Origin of the sequence: Cupriavidus laharis, from assembly GCF_914271435.1 — a bacterium.
Taxonomy (GTDB): Bacteria; Pseudomonadota; Gammaproteobacteria; order Burkholderiales; family Burkholderiaceae; genus Cupriavidus; species Cupriavidus laharis.
This window is the reverse complement of the sequence record NZ_CAJZAI010000001.1, coordinates 351,385-368,098: the sequence shown is the minus strand read 5'-3', so window position 1 is coordinate 368,098 and position 16,714 is coordinate 351,385. Positions and strand designations below refer to the sequence as shown.

The window sequence follows — 16,714 nt, the reverse complement described above, 5'->3', positions numbered from 1 at the left end:
GCGGGTTCCGAGCAACAGTTACCCCGTCCTTCTGTTCTATGGGTCTCAGAGAGCCACCGGCCCCAGTTTGAGCTTCGCAGTCAACAAGGCCTCCACTTCCGCCAGCCAGGCCGCCAGTTCTGCCTCATCGTTCAGGGTCCGGCGTGGGACGGTCACATGCACAACGTTCGGCTTGAGCAATTGCACAGCTGCATGGCGGGCCGCCTCGAAGCGATTGGAGAGGGCCTGCGTCTTTGCCACCCAGTGCTCGAGGTCACACTCGTCGAGCGCATCCTGCAATTGCTCTGGCGTACCCAATGCCACCGCAATCGGCGTGGCCAAATGATGGTTCTTGGTCAACTCAGTACGTTGAGCGTCGGTGAGCTTGGCCCAATCGGCATCGGCCTGCAGTTGGGTCTGTTGGTGCGAGAAGGTCTGCTGAAACGCGTCGAGCTTGGCCTTGAGCGCCTGGCGCAGCATGTCCACAACCTTGTCCAACAGCGGCCGCACCGGGTCGGGCTCGGCCAGTAGACTCCGTTGAGTCTCGATTGCATCCACTTCAGCCTTCAGCGCAGCATAGGGGCCCAGGCCTTTGGCATGGCGCAACAGCTCAGTGAGCTGTCGCCAGATGGGCAGGCGCTTAGCGATAGCGTCCGCTGTTTGTGTCCAGGACTTGGACAGGCCAACGATTTCATCAAAACCGTCAAAAAGCGCCAGCAGTTGCGCATTCCCTGATTGGCCCTCGATGGATTCAACGACCGCCAGCTTGGGTGTTTCTGGCGCGGGTGCAGAGCCGCCAGCCTTGGCTGCCTGTTCGCGTAGCTTGGCCAACAGCACAGGCACCTTGGCCAGCTCTTCCTTAGGTTGGCACGGTACGCCCACAGTGCTGAACAGTGAGCGAATTTTGATGAGCTGTGGCGGAGTGATGTTAACGCTCTCCCGCTGAAAGCTCGTCTGCGTCAGCTTGGCCCGGTCCAAGCTCTTGGCATCGACCGACTTGGAAGTGACATCGTTGGCTTTGAGGTGGCCAGCCGCCAGCAAGGCGTAAAGCGCGCCATCAATGGCATCGCGCGGCCAGCCATAGGGCGGGGCCTCGAAGTTGTCTCGAATCTCCGCGCCCTTCTTGCCAGGACCGACGTAGCTGAGCAGCTTTTGGCATACGGGGTGCTTGTCAGCCTCCTGGCTGTGACCCACGGCCTTGAGGGCTTCCAGATTGCCTTTTCGTGCATCGTCCAGTACCTTGCTCCACTGGTCGTGGTCGGCGGCATCGAACTGGTTGTACAAGCGAATAGCAGAAGCTTTGGCGGCGCGGTTGATGCGGTCGGCCAGGTCGTTACCGTCCTGCGCTTCTTGCCCGCCAGCCTGAAAGACGCGCACGCTTCCCAAGAGCTGGTCCTGCAGCTCAGTTAGCTCCTTCTCCGCGGCGCGTTGACGGCTCTCCATTGAGCGCTGGGCGTCGCGACCTTCTTCGGTGGAGGGACTGCCCTTCTTCTGCAGCGTAGTGCGCGCGGCTTCCAGGGCCACGATAGCATTGGCGAGTTCAGTCTTGTGCTGCGCGGGCAGGAAGGCAAACAATGTTGGGTTGTCGGCTGCCTTGGCCCGGGCCTCTGCGATAATGGACTTCTCCTCCGCCTGCCAGCCGTCCTGTATCCATAGGTAGAGGTTCTGGGTGTTGTCCTTGGGCAGGGTGTCGTCGTAGGTGGGCGTGAGTCGGCGCTCAACGTTGTCTTTGCCCTGCACCACGCGTACTTTCTTCAGCACCTCACCGAAGCGAGCTTTCAGCAAGTCGGAACGCTTTTGCTCCACGCGCTGCGGCGCGGCCTTCAGTTCGGCCTCTTGAGCACGGAACTCGTCATACCAGGCACTGGATTCGCGGGTCTGCAGTCGGTACTCTGTGCCGCTCCCGCCAACCAAGGCCATGATGAGGCGGTCCTTGTTCTGTAGCTCGTCCAGCAGTGCTGGCAGCTTCTTGCGCAGCTCAGCGGAACCAGCCGCGAGGTCGGTCACCAGCAGGTCGGCCAGTGCGTCTTCAGTGGCCTTAAGGCCGATGTCCAGAGCAGCATCGGGAGGCAGCTTGTTGATGAGATAGACGAGCTTGAGTAGCCGAGCCTTGAGCTGGCTGTCAGCATTCCCAGCGGCGAAGCGCTGAACGTTTTCGAACACCTCCTTAGGCAATTGGGCGGTGGAGACTAGGTTCGCGGCAATCTGGTCGTAGAGGAAGTCGCCTGAGACCACATGTCCCAGCGGGGCTTCGGCAGTGTCCAGCACGGCCTCGTGCACCACGCGCAATTGGCTGCGCAGCTGCGACACGGTGCCTGTGGTGTCAATGGTGCGCAGCACCCGTTCCCAGAACCGGCGGCGTACCGGCAGCAGCGGGTAATCCGAGGTCATAACGTCTTCGTCGTCGGTGACGTGCTCGAGCTTGGTGCCGCGCAGGTGACGCGAGATTTCACCCAGGTTTGCCCGCCAAACGTGCTCCACCTCGGGCTGAGCGGTGGGCTTCTTGGCAAGAATTATTTGGCGAGTGACATTCTCAACGTCCCAATCGCCGAGCATCACTTGCACCGGGAAACGGCCCATCAACCGCTGCAGATTGGGCATGCCGGAGAGCGCCGACTGGCCGGTTCCGACGAAGAGCAGCTTGCCATTGAAGTGCTTGGACAGGGTCTCGGTGACCTCCTGCACTTGGAAAGCCTTCTCGGCATCGGCCCCGATGTATTGCTGAACCTCATCCAGGACAACCAGAGTTAGCGGAAACTTGCCGTCGACCGCCAGGGCGTCGGCAATCGCCGTGGTCATCTGTTCGCTGGTGACATCAGTGACTTGGGGAAACTGCTCCTTGAGCAGCTTGCGGGCATCGGCCTCGGTGTGGGCAAGGTCAGGCCGGGACTTAAGCAGCGCCTTGGCTAGGTGGCTGGACACGTACATGTGCGGCAGTTCCTGAGCCAGCGAGCGACCCGCCGCTTGGAGTTCGGCTTCCACTACGGGCAGAATGCCCTCACGCTGCATCCACAAGACGAACTGTGCCTGGTTGTATTGCTCGGGTAGTCCCTTGGACTTGAATACGATGCCGAGCAATGCTAGCCGCACTTTGTCGCCAGCACCAGCTCCGAGCTTGCCTGCTGCGGCGTGCAAGGCTCCATGGCGTTTGCCCTGGGTGCTGAGTTCCTTCAGATGCTCGAATACGCCGGTGGGCAGCTTGGCTAAGCTGCGGGCAGTGGCGCCATCTGCGAACTGGTAGTCGGTCCAGAGCGTGCGCAGCATTTTGGCCAAGTGCGACTTACCGCTACCGTAAAAGCCGGAAATCCAGACGCCTGGCTGTTCAGTACCCGCGTCCAGATTGAGAAGGAATTTGTCGAGGATGGTCTCCAGACCTTTCTCGTACTGGCCGTCGCAGACGAAGGTCTCAAGCTCGTAGCGCAGGATGGCTTGGGCAGCATCGGAGTGGTCTTCGGAGACTTCCGCAACGCCGTTGTTAACGAGGCGGTTTTCCTTCGGGGGCTTGTTGTAAATGTCCCTATTCAGCATGGCGGTCCTTAATCTTGTTCTTGGTGTCAGATTGTCAGTCTTGGGCGAGGAGCGGTACCGCGAGGTAGTTCCAGCCGTCGCGAGCATCCAGCAGACGATAGGTGTGGTTCTCGGGGTGGTGCTCACCAGGGAAGAACACCAAAAGCCGTCCCTGAACAGCTTCTTTGATGCCTTCGACCACTGACGAAACTCGTGCCAGACCGAAAAGCGTGCCGACCCCCAACAGTGCCACGACGGTATCGGGCCCCGCTTCGGCGGCGATACGCGTCTTCAGCTTGGTATTCAGGTCGACCACGAATTCGGTGAGTTCGCCGGTTTGGTAGCCCGCCAAGTCCTCGGGCGACTCGAAGTAGGCGTCGCGGTATTCTTGCGCCGCCATCCATTCGGGAAAGGCGTTACTTACGTCCAACAGCAGCCATTGCTTGCCAGCTTGCTGTGTGGCGAGCTCGAACTCGCCGACATTGGCGCGTAGGCGCAACTCATCGGTCTTGTCATAGACCGCGAAGATGACGCGCTGGATGGCCGCAAGCCCTGCCTGCCAGGGCACGGTGAGGTGTTGGCGATAGGCAGACACCAATTTGGCGACCTTAGACGACATGCGAAGCCTCCTGACGAATCTGTTCTTCTTCGGGGGTGAGGTAACCAGGAAAGCGCACTTCCTTCACGCCGCCCGCATTCATAAAAACGAGCAGCCCTCGGTGAGATGCCGAACTCGCAAGCACCTCCAACTCGTCTGGCGAGCCATCCAGCAGGGCCATCCACTCGGATGAGAAAAGCCGCTGGCCAGTGCGCCCTTCGAGGTAGCCCAGGAACAACAGCAGCGCGATGGATTCCGGGTGCAACTGAGGCTTGGCTCGCACCTTGCGTACACGCCCATTCAGCATGCCGGCGGCGGTCCAGGTGCCGGCGATGTTCTGTGCGAACGATTTCAGCGATGCAGCGCTGAATCGGTCCGGGTGACTGACGCGGAGAAAGTCCTCGACAGCTTCGCGTGTGACTGCCGCACCCGGAGATTGCGACAGCACGAACGACTGCGTGCCACGCAGCAGCGGGTCGCGCGCCAATGCAACGGCCAGCGCAAGCAGCGGCTGCGCGCCTTCCTCCAACGGCCACAGTCGGCGCAGTGCACGAAAAATAGGATTGATGGGGTCCAGCGCGTAAAGCGTCGCAAGGTGACGCAGAGCGAGCTCTCGCGCCTTGCGAGTGGGCTTGCCCAATACATTGTCGTCGACCACCGCGGCGACGTAGTCCGCCCGCGTGGCCTGCTGCGGGGTGTGCGACAGCAGTAGGCGCAGGTCATCCAGCATCATGGTCCGAGCAGCATGTGGACCATTAATGCCAAACCGGAAGCCTAATTTCAAGAGAATAGACTCGTGGTACTCAGTCACGGTGCGACTCTCTCGCCATCGTGTTCGGTAGGGCGTCGTCGGGAACCCCGTCCAGCGGGTAGCCCTGCATGCGGCAATAGGCCACCACCATGACTTCAACCATGTTTGCCAGGCTACGCATCTCCCGCTCGGCGGCCGACTGTAGCGCCGCCTTGATGTGCGGCTCCACCCTGACACTGACCACTTGAGATTTGACAACGGCCATTGCGCTTTTCCGCTAGCAGAACGCTAGCAGAACGCTAGCAATTCGCCATCTTATCATGGGGTCACGGCATCGGCACTTGGCAGACGAGAAAAAAACCCGCACAAGGCGGGTGTGAGTTACTGCAGTGCGAATCGCAGAACCTCAAGGCGCAACAACTGGTAGTAACGTTCTTCATCCTTCGGCTCAGTCAGCCGGAAGGCCAAGGACTGCTCTCCCTTTCGCAGCAGAACGATGAGCCGCTGCGCGTCGAGCCGACCCTCCCATCCTCTGAGCCTGAACTGACCCAGCGCCCCCTCTGCTCTTATCAGCTGCAGGACGTGGCGCTCCCACTCTGCCGTTGGTACCTCGCCAGGCGGAAGCAGCAGCCGCCCATCCGGGTCCTGCTCGATGTCACACAGCGAACGCTTCTGGCCGGTCCACGGATTGAATTCCCAGACCGTGTGTCGATGCCGCTCACGCCATGCTGCAGCGGTATTTGGCACCGGGCCGCGCGTGCCCGTTATCGGGCAATAAAGCATCTCGGTTGTTTGCACCTCACCTTCTCCTATGTCCTTGCGCAGGAATGCCTCCTGCACTGACGTATAGCCTCGGCGAGTCAGGATGATTTTCGTCGTGGCGGCGCGGGCCTTAGTTAGGCATCCAGGTCCGAGTGCTGTGCATGCGCAATGGCAGGTGCGGCGCTCACGATGACACCACTGCGGAACGCATGGCCGGAGCATCTTCCAGCTCAGCTCTCCGATAATCGAGGAGGAAATGAGGCCGCCTTCCCCGGTCGGCGTGGACCTATAGCATTGCAACTCGCGTTTTTGACGCCTTTCCAGCGACCCATCGTCTTCTGAATGCAGCGGAATGCGCCTCCTGTGGCGGGTGTTTGGCTCTTGCTAAGAGGTCAGACTTCCCATAATATTTCTTCGCTGCATTTTTGATTTTGATGGATGGGTTGATAAGCTTCTTGGCTGCGTGAAATAGAAAATATATAAATCGGGAGTAATAATGAACAGTAAGATGCTGGCAGTTGGCATTATGACAGCAGCGTTCTCGCACACTTCGATGGCCGAAGATAACTCCAAGGTTGCAAAAGCCCTTGCGGAGCGATATATCGGAACCCTCGGATGCTCTGTGGAAAAAGTCGGCCCTAGGAACATCGCTAGAATCACAGATTCCGGCTCCAATTCCGAAAGTAATCTCAACTCATATTACGTGGCTGCAGTCGAGTCGGATTTGCAGTGCGCGGGGGGCTCGGGAACCTCTGCAGCACATCTGGTCGTTGTCGGGAATGCGGAAATGGACTATAGGTCTATGGACGGCGCCCAGCGAGCAGAGGATTTGCGAGTTCGCCCTGAGCTCTCAGCACCAGCTGTCGCAACGGTGGGAGCTCCTCGTGCCATCACGAGCTTGTATATCAAGGATGGGCAGTTGCAGGCGACGGGTCTGGAATATAGCAGCAGCGATGCGAACTGCTGCCCGAGCCTGAAGACCATTTATAAAGTACAACTTGTAAAGAAGGACGTTCAAGTCGGCAAGGATGACAAACGCCCTGCCAACACTTGGCTGTTCACGAAAATTAAGAACTACCAGTAAGTTATCGCTTCCTGGACTTGCCTTGGACCGCTTGAGTGGATGCCTGCCTCCCCTGCAGGCTTTCACATCAAGCGCCTACGCAGCCGTCGCTGAGTCGGTTAGCGGGGGTTGCCTGACGCTTGCATCATCGCTTGCCCGACTAGGAAATCCCCCAGTTCACGGAGTCAGGAACACCTACGCTCCTTCACGCGGGTTGGGCCATCGAGCAAGGGAATTGCGTTATTCTGGAAGCCCAATCTCAATTTCCTCGAGCGATGTCAACCCCAAGACTTGTAGCCAAAATCGAAGCCGAAGAACCGACTCTGCGCTTGGCCGTCCTCATCGACGCGGACAATGCACAGGCTGCCGTCATCGAGGGGATTCTTGGTGAGGTCGCCCGGTTCGGCGAGGCCACTGTGAAGCGAATCTACGGCGACTTCACTTCGTCCAACAGCGCATCGTGGAAGAAGGTGCTTCACAAGTACGCCATCAAGCCGGTGCAGCAGTTTGCCTACAGCACAGGCAAGAACGCCACTGATAGCACTCTCATCATCGACGCGATGGACTTGCTCTACACTCGTCGCTTCGATGGGTTCTGCTTGGTAACCAGTGACAGTGACTTTACGGGCCTCGCAACCCGGCTTCGGGAAGAGGGCTTGGTTGTGATGGGCTTTGGAGAGAATAAGACGCCGGACGCGTTCCGCAATGCGTGCCACAAGTTCATCCTCACCGAGGTTCTGCGGCCAACACAGCCGGAACCTGAAAAAGTATCCGACCCAAAGACCGAAGCGGCTGGGGTCGCCGCAGCCTCCGGTACGACAATCCGGGTGACAACCGCCGCGACACCAGAGAAGCCGCAGCTCCCGCGGAAGTTCATGCTTTCGGCGCTGGAACAATCATCCGACGAAAGTGGGTGGGCGCATCTGGGTACGTTCGGTAGCTACCTCACAAAGCTGCAGCCCGACTTTGATTCCCGCGTGTATGGTTTCAAGAAGCTGTCCGACCTAGTTAAGTCGCGGCAGGACATATTCATGACTGATGAGCGGACTGTGCCAGGCCGTGAGCAGAAGCAGCTCTACCTGAAGCCGAGATAAACACAGGCTGTGCGGGCTAAGTGACGGAGCCCGGCGGCAGACCACTTCCCTCAGACCAAGTTCGTCTTGGTCGGAAGGAATTTTTCGCAGTTGCGGGTAGATGCTCCCAACGTACAGGCTTTGCTGGCCAAGGTGGGCAGCTACAGTGTCAGACCTTCCAGCACCTGGCCGCAGAGCCTGACAGCTGTCTCGGTTGACCAAAGATGAAGCAAGTTCCGGGGCTGCTGTAGTGGTACAATTCCTGGTCCACATGGCTGGTACACAGAGCGTTTCGAGCATCGTTGAAACTCCTTGAGTTAGAACGACTTTTTACTTCAGACGCCGAATCTCACCGCTTCCGCCATTCCCTTCCCTGCATCGTTGTTTCGATGGCCCTGAACATTGGCGCGCTTGCCCTTTGGAGAGCATAGGGTTCGGGCCGCGGATCAGAGAATCCGATCCCGATCCGCACCCGCGTGGCCTCGGGCACTACTCCGCATTGCGCTCTACGGCCTGCAGAACCCCTCCGGCATGTACACCGCTACCGGCATGCCCATTGGCCAGTTCCGGTGTCGCGGCGTGCGGCGGTGCCGCGAACCTTCCGGCCTCCCGCTTGAATCGCCCGCCGATATGGCGTGCCACACGTGGCACGGCGCAGCGGGCACCGTAGATGAAGCGCAGCGCCGGGCCAAAGCTCATCGCAGCCGCAGGCCCGAGCACATACAGGTCCCGCACGCTGGTTTCGAAATTCGATGTCAGGTCCGGCGAGCCGTCAATGAGGGAAAGAGAGCTCAGGATTTCCGACGAAATAAAGGCGTGCCTCGCCATATCCACCTTGAAGCCGGTCGCAAGCACGACATGATCGGCACTGATGGCGGATGTACCGTTGCCGGAATCGACCTCCAGCACGACCCGGCCACTCCTGACTTCAGCGTGACTCACCTCGGTCCGCGTCGAGATCTCGATCTTTCCCTCGACACGATCGCGCAGCCACCACGCACCGGATGGCCCCCATGACGTCTCCAGGATCCTTTGTCGATGTTGAAGGCTCAACTTGTGGAACGAGGCGGGATACTCGGACAACATGTAGGACATCGCGAGCAACCACGGCTTGTTCGAATCCCATCCACGCCCCAGGCCGACACGCGCCCGGAGCAACCGGGACATGATTCCGCTGGAAGTCCGCGGTTCCTTGCTCCAGTTCACCGCCTCGCCGCGTACGAGCAGGCGTACCCGCGCCCCGACCTGCCCCATCAGCGCCGCCAGCCCGATTGCCGACTGTCCTCCGCCGACGATGACGATCTCCTTGCCCCTCGCCCACATTGCGTCGCCAAAGTCCCCGGAATGCAGCACGTAGGGTTTTGGCACGCCACGCAGCGCCGAAGGCGCCTGCCCGAACGCCTTCAGGCCCAGCGAAAGAACGACGCGCCTGGCCACCAGCGAACTTCCATCGCTCAGGCCCAGCCGGAAGTACCCGTCCTTGCGGCACATGTCTTGCACTTCAACCGGCCGGATGTGCGCGACCAGTTCCGACTGGAACCATTGCCCGTAATCCACGAACATTTCCACCGGAAGATGCAAGCCAACCGGCTTGTATTCCATATGAATGTGCCGGCAATAGTCTTCGACCGTGTATCCACCGCCAGGGGCATAGAGATTCGAGGCAAATGCCTCGGAGCGCAAAAGCATCCCGGGCGGCGTGAAATTCTTCCAGGCGTGCATGGGGAGCCCGAGGACCTGATGGGGCACGCCAGCTTCTGTCAGATAGGCCGAGGTCGACAATCCATAGGGACCAGCCCCGACAATGACAGTATCCGTGGAGGAGATCATTATTGCTCTTCCCGTTAAGTTCGCCCGGCAATCACGTCGCCGCGTGGGGCGGGCCACTGCCTGGACAAGCCGGACAGTGGATTCAAGTGCTCAGGTCACGTCACGCAGCCTGGATTGCCGCAGTCTGGAACCGGCTCGCCATGCCGTCCGTACGGGTGCGCACACTCCATTTCCGGATCCCATTTCCGGACCCTCTTCATTGGCCAGCCATACCGCTTGCGCAAGCACCGACACGCGCAAACCGGAGACGCAACGCTGCACGGCCAGCGCTGCCAACGTGGGCCTGGCCACATTGGCCGCTTCACAGGCATGCCGCGCCTTGGTTAGATAGACTCTGGCGAAATTCGGGATCAGTCAGCGCACGTCCGCAAATTCCGCTATCTCATGCTCCGGACGGATCGACCATGAAGCGCTTGTTCGACATAGTTTTCTCGGCCATAGTCCTGCTGGTACTGGCCATCCCGTTGCTGATCCTGGCAGGCGCAGTGCGCTGGAAGCTGGGAAAGCCGGTGCTGTTCCGGCCTACGCGCGTGGGCCTCGACTGCAAGCCATTCAAGGTCGTGAAGTTCCGAACCATGACCGACGAGCGAGGCCCTGATGGTGAACTCTTGCCGGATGAAGACAGGCTGACGCCGTTTGGCAGCTTCCTGCGCCGCTCCAGCCTGGATGAATTGCCGCAGTTCTGGTGCGTCCTGATCGGGACCATGAGCGTAATTGGACCGCGGCCATTGCCCCTGAAGTACCTGCCTTTCTATTCCCCGGACCAGGCGCGCCGCCATCTGGTCCGACCGGGGATTTCAGGCTGGGCCCAGATAAACGGGAGAAACTCGCTAACGTGGGAGGAAAAATTTCGGCTGGACACCTGGTATGTGGATCACCGTTCGTTGTGGCTGGACCTGAAGATCATCTGGCTTACGGTCGGCACCGTCATACGACGACAGGGTATCAATGCCGCTGGCGATGTAACGGTTCCCGACTTCACTGGCAGCCCAGGCTCCCAACCCGAGGCCAGCGAATCCGCACCGGCATCGGCCCAGCACATTGCGGCCACTTCGGTGCTGTGAGCAACGGCAGTCGCCGAACCAATGACATAGGGTCAATACAAGGTCCCAGGCTCGGTGAACCAACGCACATATCGAGCTTTTTTCCCACCGGCCGTTCTGATTAGATGACACCTGTTATTCGTTAGGCGTGCAAGAAGGCGGTCGCAACCGGACCGCACAGTTCCGCAGCGATCGGAGCCCCCCTTTAACCAAGGTAGCAGGAGAAGCATGCCCCACATCCAGTTGCCGGGCCGAAACCCCGTCCAAGCGAAGCGCCGGGGGAAATACAAGACGGACCTGCCTCAAGCAGACAGGATCATTGTGATCAAAATGGCACTGGGGCATTCATGAACGTGCTGCTGACGTGCGTTGGTAGAAGGCGCTACCTGGTCGAGTACCTGAAGTCGGAACTGAACGGGACCGGCATGGTGCTTGGTGTGGACAATCAGCGCAGCGCGCCCGCTGCGAATGTGTGCGACATGTTCCTGGTCGCGCCGGAAATCTATGCCAAGAGCTACATCGATTTCCTGGTTGATGTGTGCAGGACCCGTCGGATTTCCGCCCTGCTTTCGCTGAACGATCTTGAACTTCCGCTCATCGCGGAACATGCGCGCAGGTTTCGCGAGGTCGGGACCGTACCGGTTGTCTCGTCGGCGGAGGTCGTTCATCTTTGCGCGGACAAGCTGATGACGGCCCGCTTCGCCGAGTCAATCGGCGTATCGACCCCTCGCAGCTATGCGACCCTGCAAAGCGCCGAGGATGCACTTGCGGCTGGAGACATCACCTTTCCGCTGGTCGTCAAGCCGCGATGGGGCAGCGCAAGCTTCGGCATCTTCTGCGTCGAGAACCTCGATGAGCTTCGCTTTGCCCATGCCTATTGCGCGCGTATCTGGCTGCAGTCAAAGTTTGCCCGGATGGGACAGCAAGATGCGCTGGTCCTGATCCAGGAGATGATCTCCGGCCAGGAGTACGGTCTCGATATTTTCAACGACCTCGAGGCCAGGCCCGTCGGGCTGGCCGTGCGAAAGAAACTGTCGATGCGGGCCGGCGAGACCGACCGCGCCATCACGGTAGAAAGCGAGCCGTTCAGCGACATGGCCTCGCGCATCAGCCATGGACTGCGGCATATCGGGAACGTCGACTGCGATGTCATCGTCCGCGACGGGCGCCAATACCTGCTGGAAATGAATCCGAGGTTCGGAGGCGGCTATCCCTTTACCCACAATGCCGGCGCCAACCTGATCCGGGTGCTGCTGAACTGCCTGCGCGGCACGCACCAGGGTGAGGCAATCCGCTATCAGGCCGGGCTCGAATTCGCCAAGTGCGACTTCCTGGCCAGCGTGGAGCCGCCAGCCGGCCAGGGATGAAAGCCGCCGCAGCGGCTTTCACCGGCAGTCAGGGATAGGCCTGGAACACCTTCGCCTTGCCGTCCCGCATCACCAGCAGCACGTCATACGGCGTCCTGCGTCCGCCATATTCCGGCCCGTCCATGCCCGGCGATCCCAGCGGCATGCCCGGCACCGCCAGTCCGACAGCGGCCGGACGCTCGCGCAGCAGGCGGCGGATCTCGCGCGCCGGCACATGGCCTTCGAGCGCGTAGCCTTCGACCACCGCGGTATGGCAGGACCCGTAGCGGTCAGGCATGCCCGCCTTGCCGCGTGCGGCGGGCAGATCATCCACCTCGTACGTCGTGACCAGGAAGCCGTTCGCCTGCAAATGCGCCACCCAGTCCTTGCAGCAACCGCACGTGGGAGATTTCCACACTTTGACCGCGGTCGCGGGCTGGGAAGCGCCAGCCCAGGCAGCCGCGGGCAACAGCGCCAGCGCGGCGAGAACAGTCCGGCGGAGGGAATTGGTAGCAACAGGTTCGGCTCTCATGGATCGGAATGGATTGCGGGTTCAGGGAATGGGATGGGCCGGCATGATCAGTGACTGGGAGACAGCGTCCCAAGCCAGGCCACGAGCAACAGCAGGATCATGGCACAGGCCGACTCGCACCGCAGGCTTCGGCGCAGCGCAACCACGGCGGTGCCATCGTCGCGCGTGCGCACGGCTCGCGCCAGCCGCGGCGCCAGGCGGTAGCGATTGATGGCAGCCAGCCCCAGCATCGCGCTAAACAACGCCAGCTTGGCAAGCAACAACCCGCCGTAGCGCGTGGACAGCAAACCGGACAGGGTCGGCCCGGCGATCAGGATGTAGTTGCCAGCCCCGGTTACCGCCAGCGCGACGACGATGCCGGCACCGATGTGGGCGAATCCGCTCGCTGCGCGGCTCAGCGCAGCCACGCTGCCGCTTGTCACAGCCTGGTTCGGCAATGACATCCACACGAAGACCGCCAGCGCACCGACCCAGGCCCCTGCCGCCAGCAGGTGCACGATATCGCCGGGAAGATGGATGGCGCGCCGCAGGCCTTCGTTCATGACCGCGTGCCCGCCCCAGGCCAGCGTGGCCAATGCAACGGCCGCTGCCAGCGGCAGGACAACGCGAGTCGACCGCCAATGGCGCGGGGCCAGTGTTGCAAGCAGGCAAACCAGCAGCGCCAGCATCCGCACCTGCCACGCAACGCCAATGCCAGTCTCGGCCACGATCATCCGGACGGTTGCGCCGTCGATGGCCAGGTATGACTCCGCACCCGTCATGGTCGTAGCCGTGACCAGCAGGCCGATGGCGGAAAGCACCATGCCGGCCGCCGCCGCGAATGCGGTGACGCGCGCCCAGTGCGTGGCGAGGTGTTCGTCGACACGCAATAACCACATCGTCGAGAGCGGCACGCCGAACAGCAGCGTCAGATCGGCATACAGCGCATAGCGCAGAGCAACGGTTGCCCAGTCAGCGTCCATCGGCCTATTTCACGGTGAACGAGAGCTTGCCGGTGACCGGATGCGTGTCGGCCGCTACCGCTCGCCAGTCCACGCGGTAGGTACCCGGCACAAGCGGGCTGGCGGGAGTGATCACCATCGTCTTCGGGTCGTCGCCGGCCGATACGCGGGTGGCCACGTTCATCGGTGCATGGTCCGCCATGCCGGGCATGCCCGTCATGACCAGCATGGCGCCCGAAACGCGGGCGACGAGGCTTTCCGAGAACTGCAGTTCGATCCGCGCCGGCACGGCGATTTCGGCGCTGTCGGCTGGTGTTGACGCAAGCAATTGCGGATGGGCGAAGGCCTGGCCTCCGGCAAGCAGGGCCGATACGGCAAGCACCGATTTTGCGGTGGTACGGATGTCGAACATGGGGGCACCTTTGATGACGATTTGATGATTGGCTTGCGAGAGCACGCCTCAGAACCACAGCCGCACGCCGGCCACGAAGCGGGTCTCGCCACTGCGGCCGCCAGCGGCCCTGACCATGTCCGAGGTATTGCCGAACGTCTGGTACCGCTCTACACCGATATAAGGCGCGAACTGGCGGTTGATCTCATAACGCAGGCGCAGCCCGATGGCACCGTTGGACAGCCCGCTGCCGGTGCCGGTCTCCGGATCGTTCCTGCCATACAGATTGGCCTCGATACGCGGCTGCAGGATCAGGCGCTGCGTGATCAGCAGTTCGTACTCCGCCGACAGGCGCAGCGCAGTGCGTCCGCTGTCGCCCACATAAGCAGTGGCATCGACTTCGAACCAGTATGGCGCCAGGCCCTGCACACCGAATGCCAGCCAGTTGCGTGCCGGGCGCCCGCTGCCGGCATCGTTGCGCCAGCCAAGCTGCGTGTCCCAGTAAGGAGCAATCGCGTGGCCCCACAGCAGTTCGGTGCGGGCGTCATGCACCTTGCCGTCCGCGGCTTCGCCTTCGGTCTTGATGACAAGCCGGTTGTAGGTGCCGCCGAACCATGCCTGCGCTTCCCAGTTCGCGGCGTTGGCACCGTTGGCATGCGCCCATTCCAGCCTGTCGACCAGCACTGCGGCGAACGTGTGCTCGTCGGCCATGTGAAGATGGCGCGTGGTGCCCAGCGCGTATTGGCCCGTGCCAAGCTGATAGCCGCCGGAGTACGCATGCGGGTCGCGAGCATCGGGCGGCGCGCTGCCGCCCTGCATCTTCATGTCGCCATGGTCCATGGCAGGCGCGGCATTGGGCTGAGGCGTTGGCACGGCGGGCGCGGGGCTCTCTTCCATACCCTGCATCCCCTCCATGCCATCTTCTTCCGCAACTGGCGCCGCAGCCCCCGAGTTGCTGGATGGGTGCTGGTGCTGATGTCCGGCATGCGGATCCTGCGCCCATGCCGACCCGATTCCCGCCGCGGCAAGGATCGCGGCGAGCAGCTTCCTGGCGTGCGCGTGCACGGTCGTGTTGCGTGCGAATCGTGCCATCACGACACCACCACTTCGCGGAACATGCCCGCATCCATATGCAGCATCAGGTGGCAATGCCAGGCCCAGCGGCCAAGCGCGTCCGCCGTGACCAGGAAGCTGATGCGCTGTGCCGGCTGCACCGGGATCGTGTGACGGCGCGCCAGGAACGTGCCGTCCGGCGCTTCCAGATCGCTCCACATGCCGTGCATGTGCATCGGGTGGGTCATCATGGTGTCGTTGTGGAGAATGACGCGCAGCCGCTCACCATGGCGGAAATGCACGGGCGTCGATTTGCCGAACTCGACGCTGTCGAACGACCATGTGTAGCGCTCCATGTTGCCGGTCAGGTGCAGTTCGATTTCGCGCCCCGGCCCGCGCGGATCCGGTGGGCCGCCGAGCGTGTGCATATCAGCGAGCGTCAGCACGCGCCGTCCGTTGTTGCGCAGCCCGATGCCGGGGTCGTCGAGGTTCGTGCGCGGCGTGTCCACGCGCATGTCGGTGCCCGCCCCGTATTCCGTGCGTGCGTGGCGCACCGTCTTGCCCGGGACCTTGAGCGGGTTGTCAGCGGCCGCGCCGTGCATGGCGTGCTGGCTGTGATCCATGGCCATGCTGCCGTGGTCCATGCCCGCCATGTCACCCATCATGTCGCCCATCGTCAGCCACTCGGCCTTGTCCAGTGCGGGCACCGGTGCCTGGAGGCCATCGCGCACGCTCAGCGTGCCCCTGGCATAGCCGGTGCGATCCATCGACTGGGCAAAGATGGTGTAGGCCTCGTCGCGCGGCTCGACCACGACGTCGCAGGTCTCGCCGGGCCCGAAGCGGAATTCGTCGACCGTCACGGGTTCGATGTTGATCCCGTCGACCTGCACCACCCTCAGCTTCAGGCCCGGGATACGCACGTCGAAGAAGGTATTGCCGGCGCCGTTGATCAGCCGCAGTCTCACCTTCTCGCCGGGCCGGAACTGCCCCGTCCAGTTGCCGGCCGGCGTCAGGCCATTGGCCAAGTAGGTCAGCGTGGCGCCCGACAGGTCCGCAAGGTCTGTCGGGCTCATACGCATCTGGTTCCACATGCGGCGCTTGTCGAGCGCGGCCTTCAGGCCGTCGTTCGACACGTCGCGGAAGAAATCGACCACCGTCGGCTGGTTGTAGTTGTAGTAGTCGCTCCGGACCTTCAGCTTCGACAGCACGCGCATCGGGTCCTCGTCGGTCCAGTCGGACAGCAGCACGGTGTAATCGCGGTCGGCCCGCACCGGGTCCTCACCGGCGGGATCGATGATGATGCCGCCGTACAACCCGGTCATCTCCTGGAAGCCGGAATGCGAGTGGTACCAGTAGCTGCCGCTTTGCGCGACCTTGAACCGGTACGTGAAGGTCTCGCCCGGGGCAATGCCGCCAAAGCTGATGCCGGGCACGCCATCCATCTGGTACGGCAGGATGATGCCGTGCCAGTGGATCGACGTCTGTTCGCGCAGGCGGTTGGTCACGCGGATGGTGACGGTGTCGCCTTCGCGCCAGCGCAACGTCGGGCCGGGCAGCATGCCGTTGATGGTGGTGGCCACGCCGGGGCTGCCGGTAAAGTTGACCACGGATTCGGCGACCACGAGGTCGAACTCGGTGCCGCGCAGCACCGGCGCCGTGCCGAAAGCCGTCGCGGCCGGCTGCGCCCACGCGGCGCCCTGCCAGGCCGGCAGGCCCGCCAGCACGCCGCCGGCCGCCAGGCCCTGCACGAAGCGCCGGCGGGACAGGTTGGGCAGCAGCAGGCCGGTGGAGGGGTCGCGTCGCATGGAAGATCAGTCCTTGGAGAGTCGATAGCCGCACTTGTGG

Annotated in this window: 15 protein-coding genes; 4 read left to right on the top strand and 11 right to left on the bottom strand. The window is 61.8% G+C overall.

Going from position 1 to position 16,714, the window contains the following annotated elements:
* Positions 1-45: 45 nt before the first annotated feature.
* The 5 genes from brxC to LDO29_RS01675 all read right to left on the bottom strand — a co-directional run bounded on the left by brxC (position 46) and on the right by LDO29_RS01675 (position 5,633).
* Positions 46-3,507 (bottom strand): BREX system P-loop protein BrxC, encoded by a 3,462-nt coding sequence (gene brxC / locus LDO29_RS01695; protein WP_224078061.1) that lies wholly within the window; start codon positions 3,505-3,507, stop codon positions 46-48.
* 34 nt (positions 3,508-3,541) lie between these two features.
* The gene (locus LDO29_RS01690) at positions 3,542-4,105 is read right to left on the bottom strand and encodes a BREX protein BrxB domain-containing protein (RefSeq protein ID WP_224078060.1); all 564 of its coding nucleotides are present in this window, start codon (positions 4,103-4,105) and stop codon (positions 3,542-3,544) included.
* On the bottom strand, positions 4,095-4,817 hold the full coding sequence (locus tag LDO29_RS01685; protein ID WP_224078059.1) for a hypothetical protein: 723 nt from the start codon (positions 4,815-4,817) through the stop codon (positions 4,095-4,097). The genes LDO29_RS01690 and LDO29_RS01685 overlap by 11 nt, the downstream gene beginning before the upstream one ends.
* A 70-nt stretch (positions 4,818-4,887) precedes the next feature.
* Positions 4,888-5,100 (bottom strand): hypothetical protein, encoded by a 213-nt coding sequence (locus LDO29_RS01680; RefSeq protein ID WP_224078058.1) that lies wholly within the window; start codon positions 5,098-5,100, stop codon positions 4,888-4,890.
* 116 nt (positions 5,101-5,216) lie between these two features.
* Positions 5,217-5,633 carry a hypothetical protein gene (locus tag LDO29_RS01675; RefSeq protein WP_224078057.1) on the bottom strand — a complete coding sequence of 139 codons (417 nt, stop codon included), beginning with the start codon at positions 5,631-5,633 and terminating at the stop codon, positions 5,217-5,219.
* 460 nt (positions 5,634-6,093) lie between these two features.
* Between LDO29_RS01675 and LDO29_RS01670 the strand changes: the two genes are divergently transcribed.
* Together LDO29_RS01670 and LDO29_RS01665 are read left to right on the top strand one after the other, a co-directional pair.
* A complete protein-coding gene (locus tag LDO29_RS01670) occupies positions 6,094-6,681 on the top strand; it encodes a hypothetical protein (protein ID WP_224078056.1) in 588 nt (195 codons plus the stop codon).
* A gap of 308 nt (positions 6,682-6,989) precedes the next feature.
* Positions 6,990-7,754 (top strand): NYN domain-containing protein, encoded by a 765-nt coding sequence (locus tag LDO29_RS01665; RefSeq protein WP_253074099.1) that lies wholly within the window; start codon positions 6,990-6,992, stop codon positions 7,752-7,754.
* 468 nt (positions 7,755-8,222) lie between these two features.
* Here LDO29_RS01665 and LDO29_RS01660 read toward each other — a convergent pair whose 3' ends face one another.
* Positions 8,223-9,563 carry an NAD(P)-binding domain-containing protein gene (locus LDO29_RS01660; protein ID WP_224078054.1) on the bottom strand — a complete coding sequence of 447 codons (1,341 nt, stop codon included), beginning with the start codon at positions 9,561-9,563 and terminating at the stop codon, positions 8,223-8,225.
* Positions 9,564-9,967: 404 nt separating this feature from the next.
* Here LDO29_RS01660 and LDO29_RS01655 point away from each other — a divergent pair, with 404 nt between their 5' ends.
* On the top strand, positions 9,968-10,627 hold the full coding sequence (locus LDO29_RS01655) for a sugar transferase (RefSeq protein WP_224078053.1): 660 nt from the start codon (positions 9,968-9,970) through the stop codon (positions 10,625-10,627).
* A gap of 326 nt (positions 10,628-10,953) precedes the next feature.
* Positions 10,954-11,973, top strand: a complete 1,020-nt coding sequence (locus LDO29_RS01650; protein WP_224078052.1) for an ATP-grasp domain-containing protein — start codon at positions 10,954-10,956, stop codon at positions 11,971-11,973.
* 28 nt (positions 11,974-12,001) lie between these two features.
* Here the strand turns inward: LDO29_RS01650 and LDO29_RS01645 are convergent, their stop codons facing one another.
* From LDO29_RS01645 to LDO29_RS01625, 5 genes are read right to left on the bottom strand one after another with little or no spacing between them, the layout of a single operon-like run.
* A complete protein-coding gene (locus LDO29_RS01645) occupies positions 12,002-12,484 on the bottom strand; it encodes a DUF411 domain-containing protein (RefSeq protein ID WP_224078051.1) in 483 nt (160 codons plus the stop codon).
* Between the two features lie 47 nt (positions 12,485-12,531).
* Entirely contained in the window at positions 12,532-13,446 is a 915-nt protein-coding gene (copD, locus tag LDO29_RS01640) for a copper homeostasis membrane protein CopD (RefSeq protein WP_224078050.1), read from the bottom strand.
* 4 nt (positions 13,447-13,450) lie between these two features.
* A complete protein-coding gene (gene copC / locus LDO29_RS01635; RefSeq protein ID WP_224078049.1) occupies positions 13,451-13,837 on the bottom strand; it encodes a copper homeostasis periplasmic binding protein CopC in 387 nt (128 codons plus the stop codon).
* Positions 13,838-13,885: 48 nt separating this feature from the next.
* Complete coding sequence (locus LDO29_RS01630; protein WP_224078048.1) at positions 13,886-14,908, bottom strand: copper resistance protein B; 1,023 nt, start codon at positions 14,906-14,908, stop codon at positions 13,886-13,888.
* Positions 14,908-16,674 (bottom strand): copper resistance system multicopper oxidase, encoded by a 1,767-nt coding sequence (locus LDO29_RS01625; protein WP_224078047.1) that lies wholly within the window; start codon positions 16,672-16,674, stop codon positions 14,908-14,910. The genes LDO29_RS01630 and LDO29_RS01625 overlap by 1 nt, the downstream gene beginning before the upstream one ends.
* Positions 16,675-16,714 lie beyond the last annotated feature (40 nt).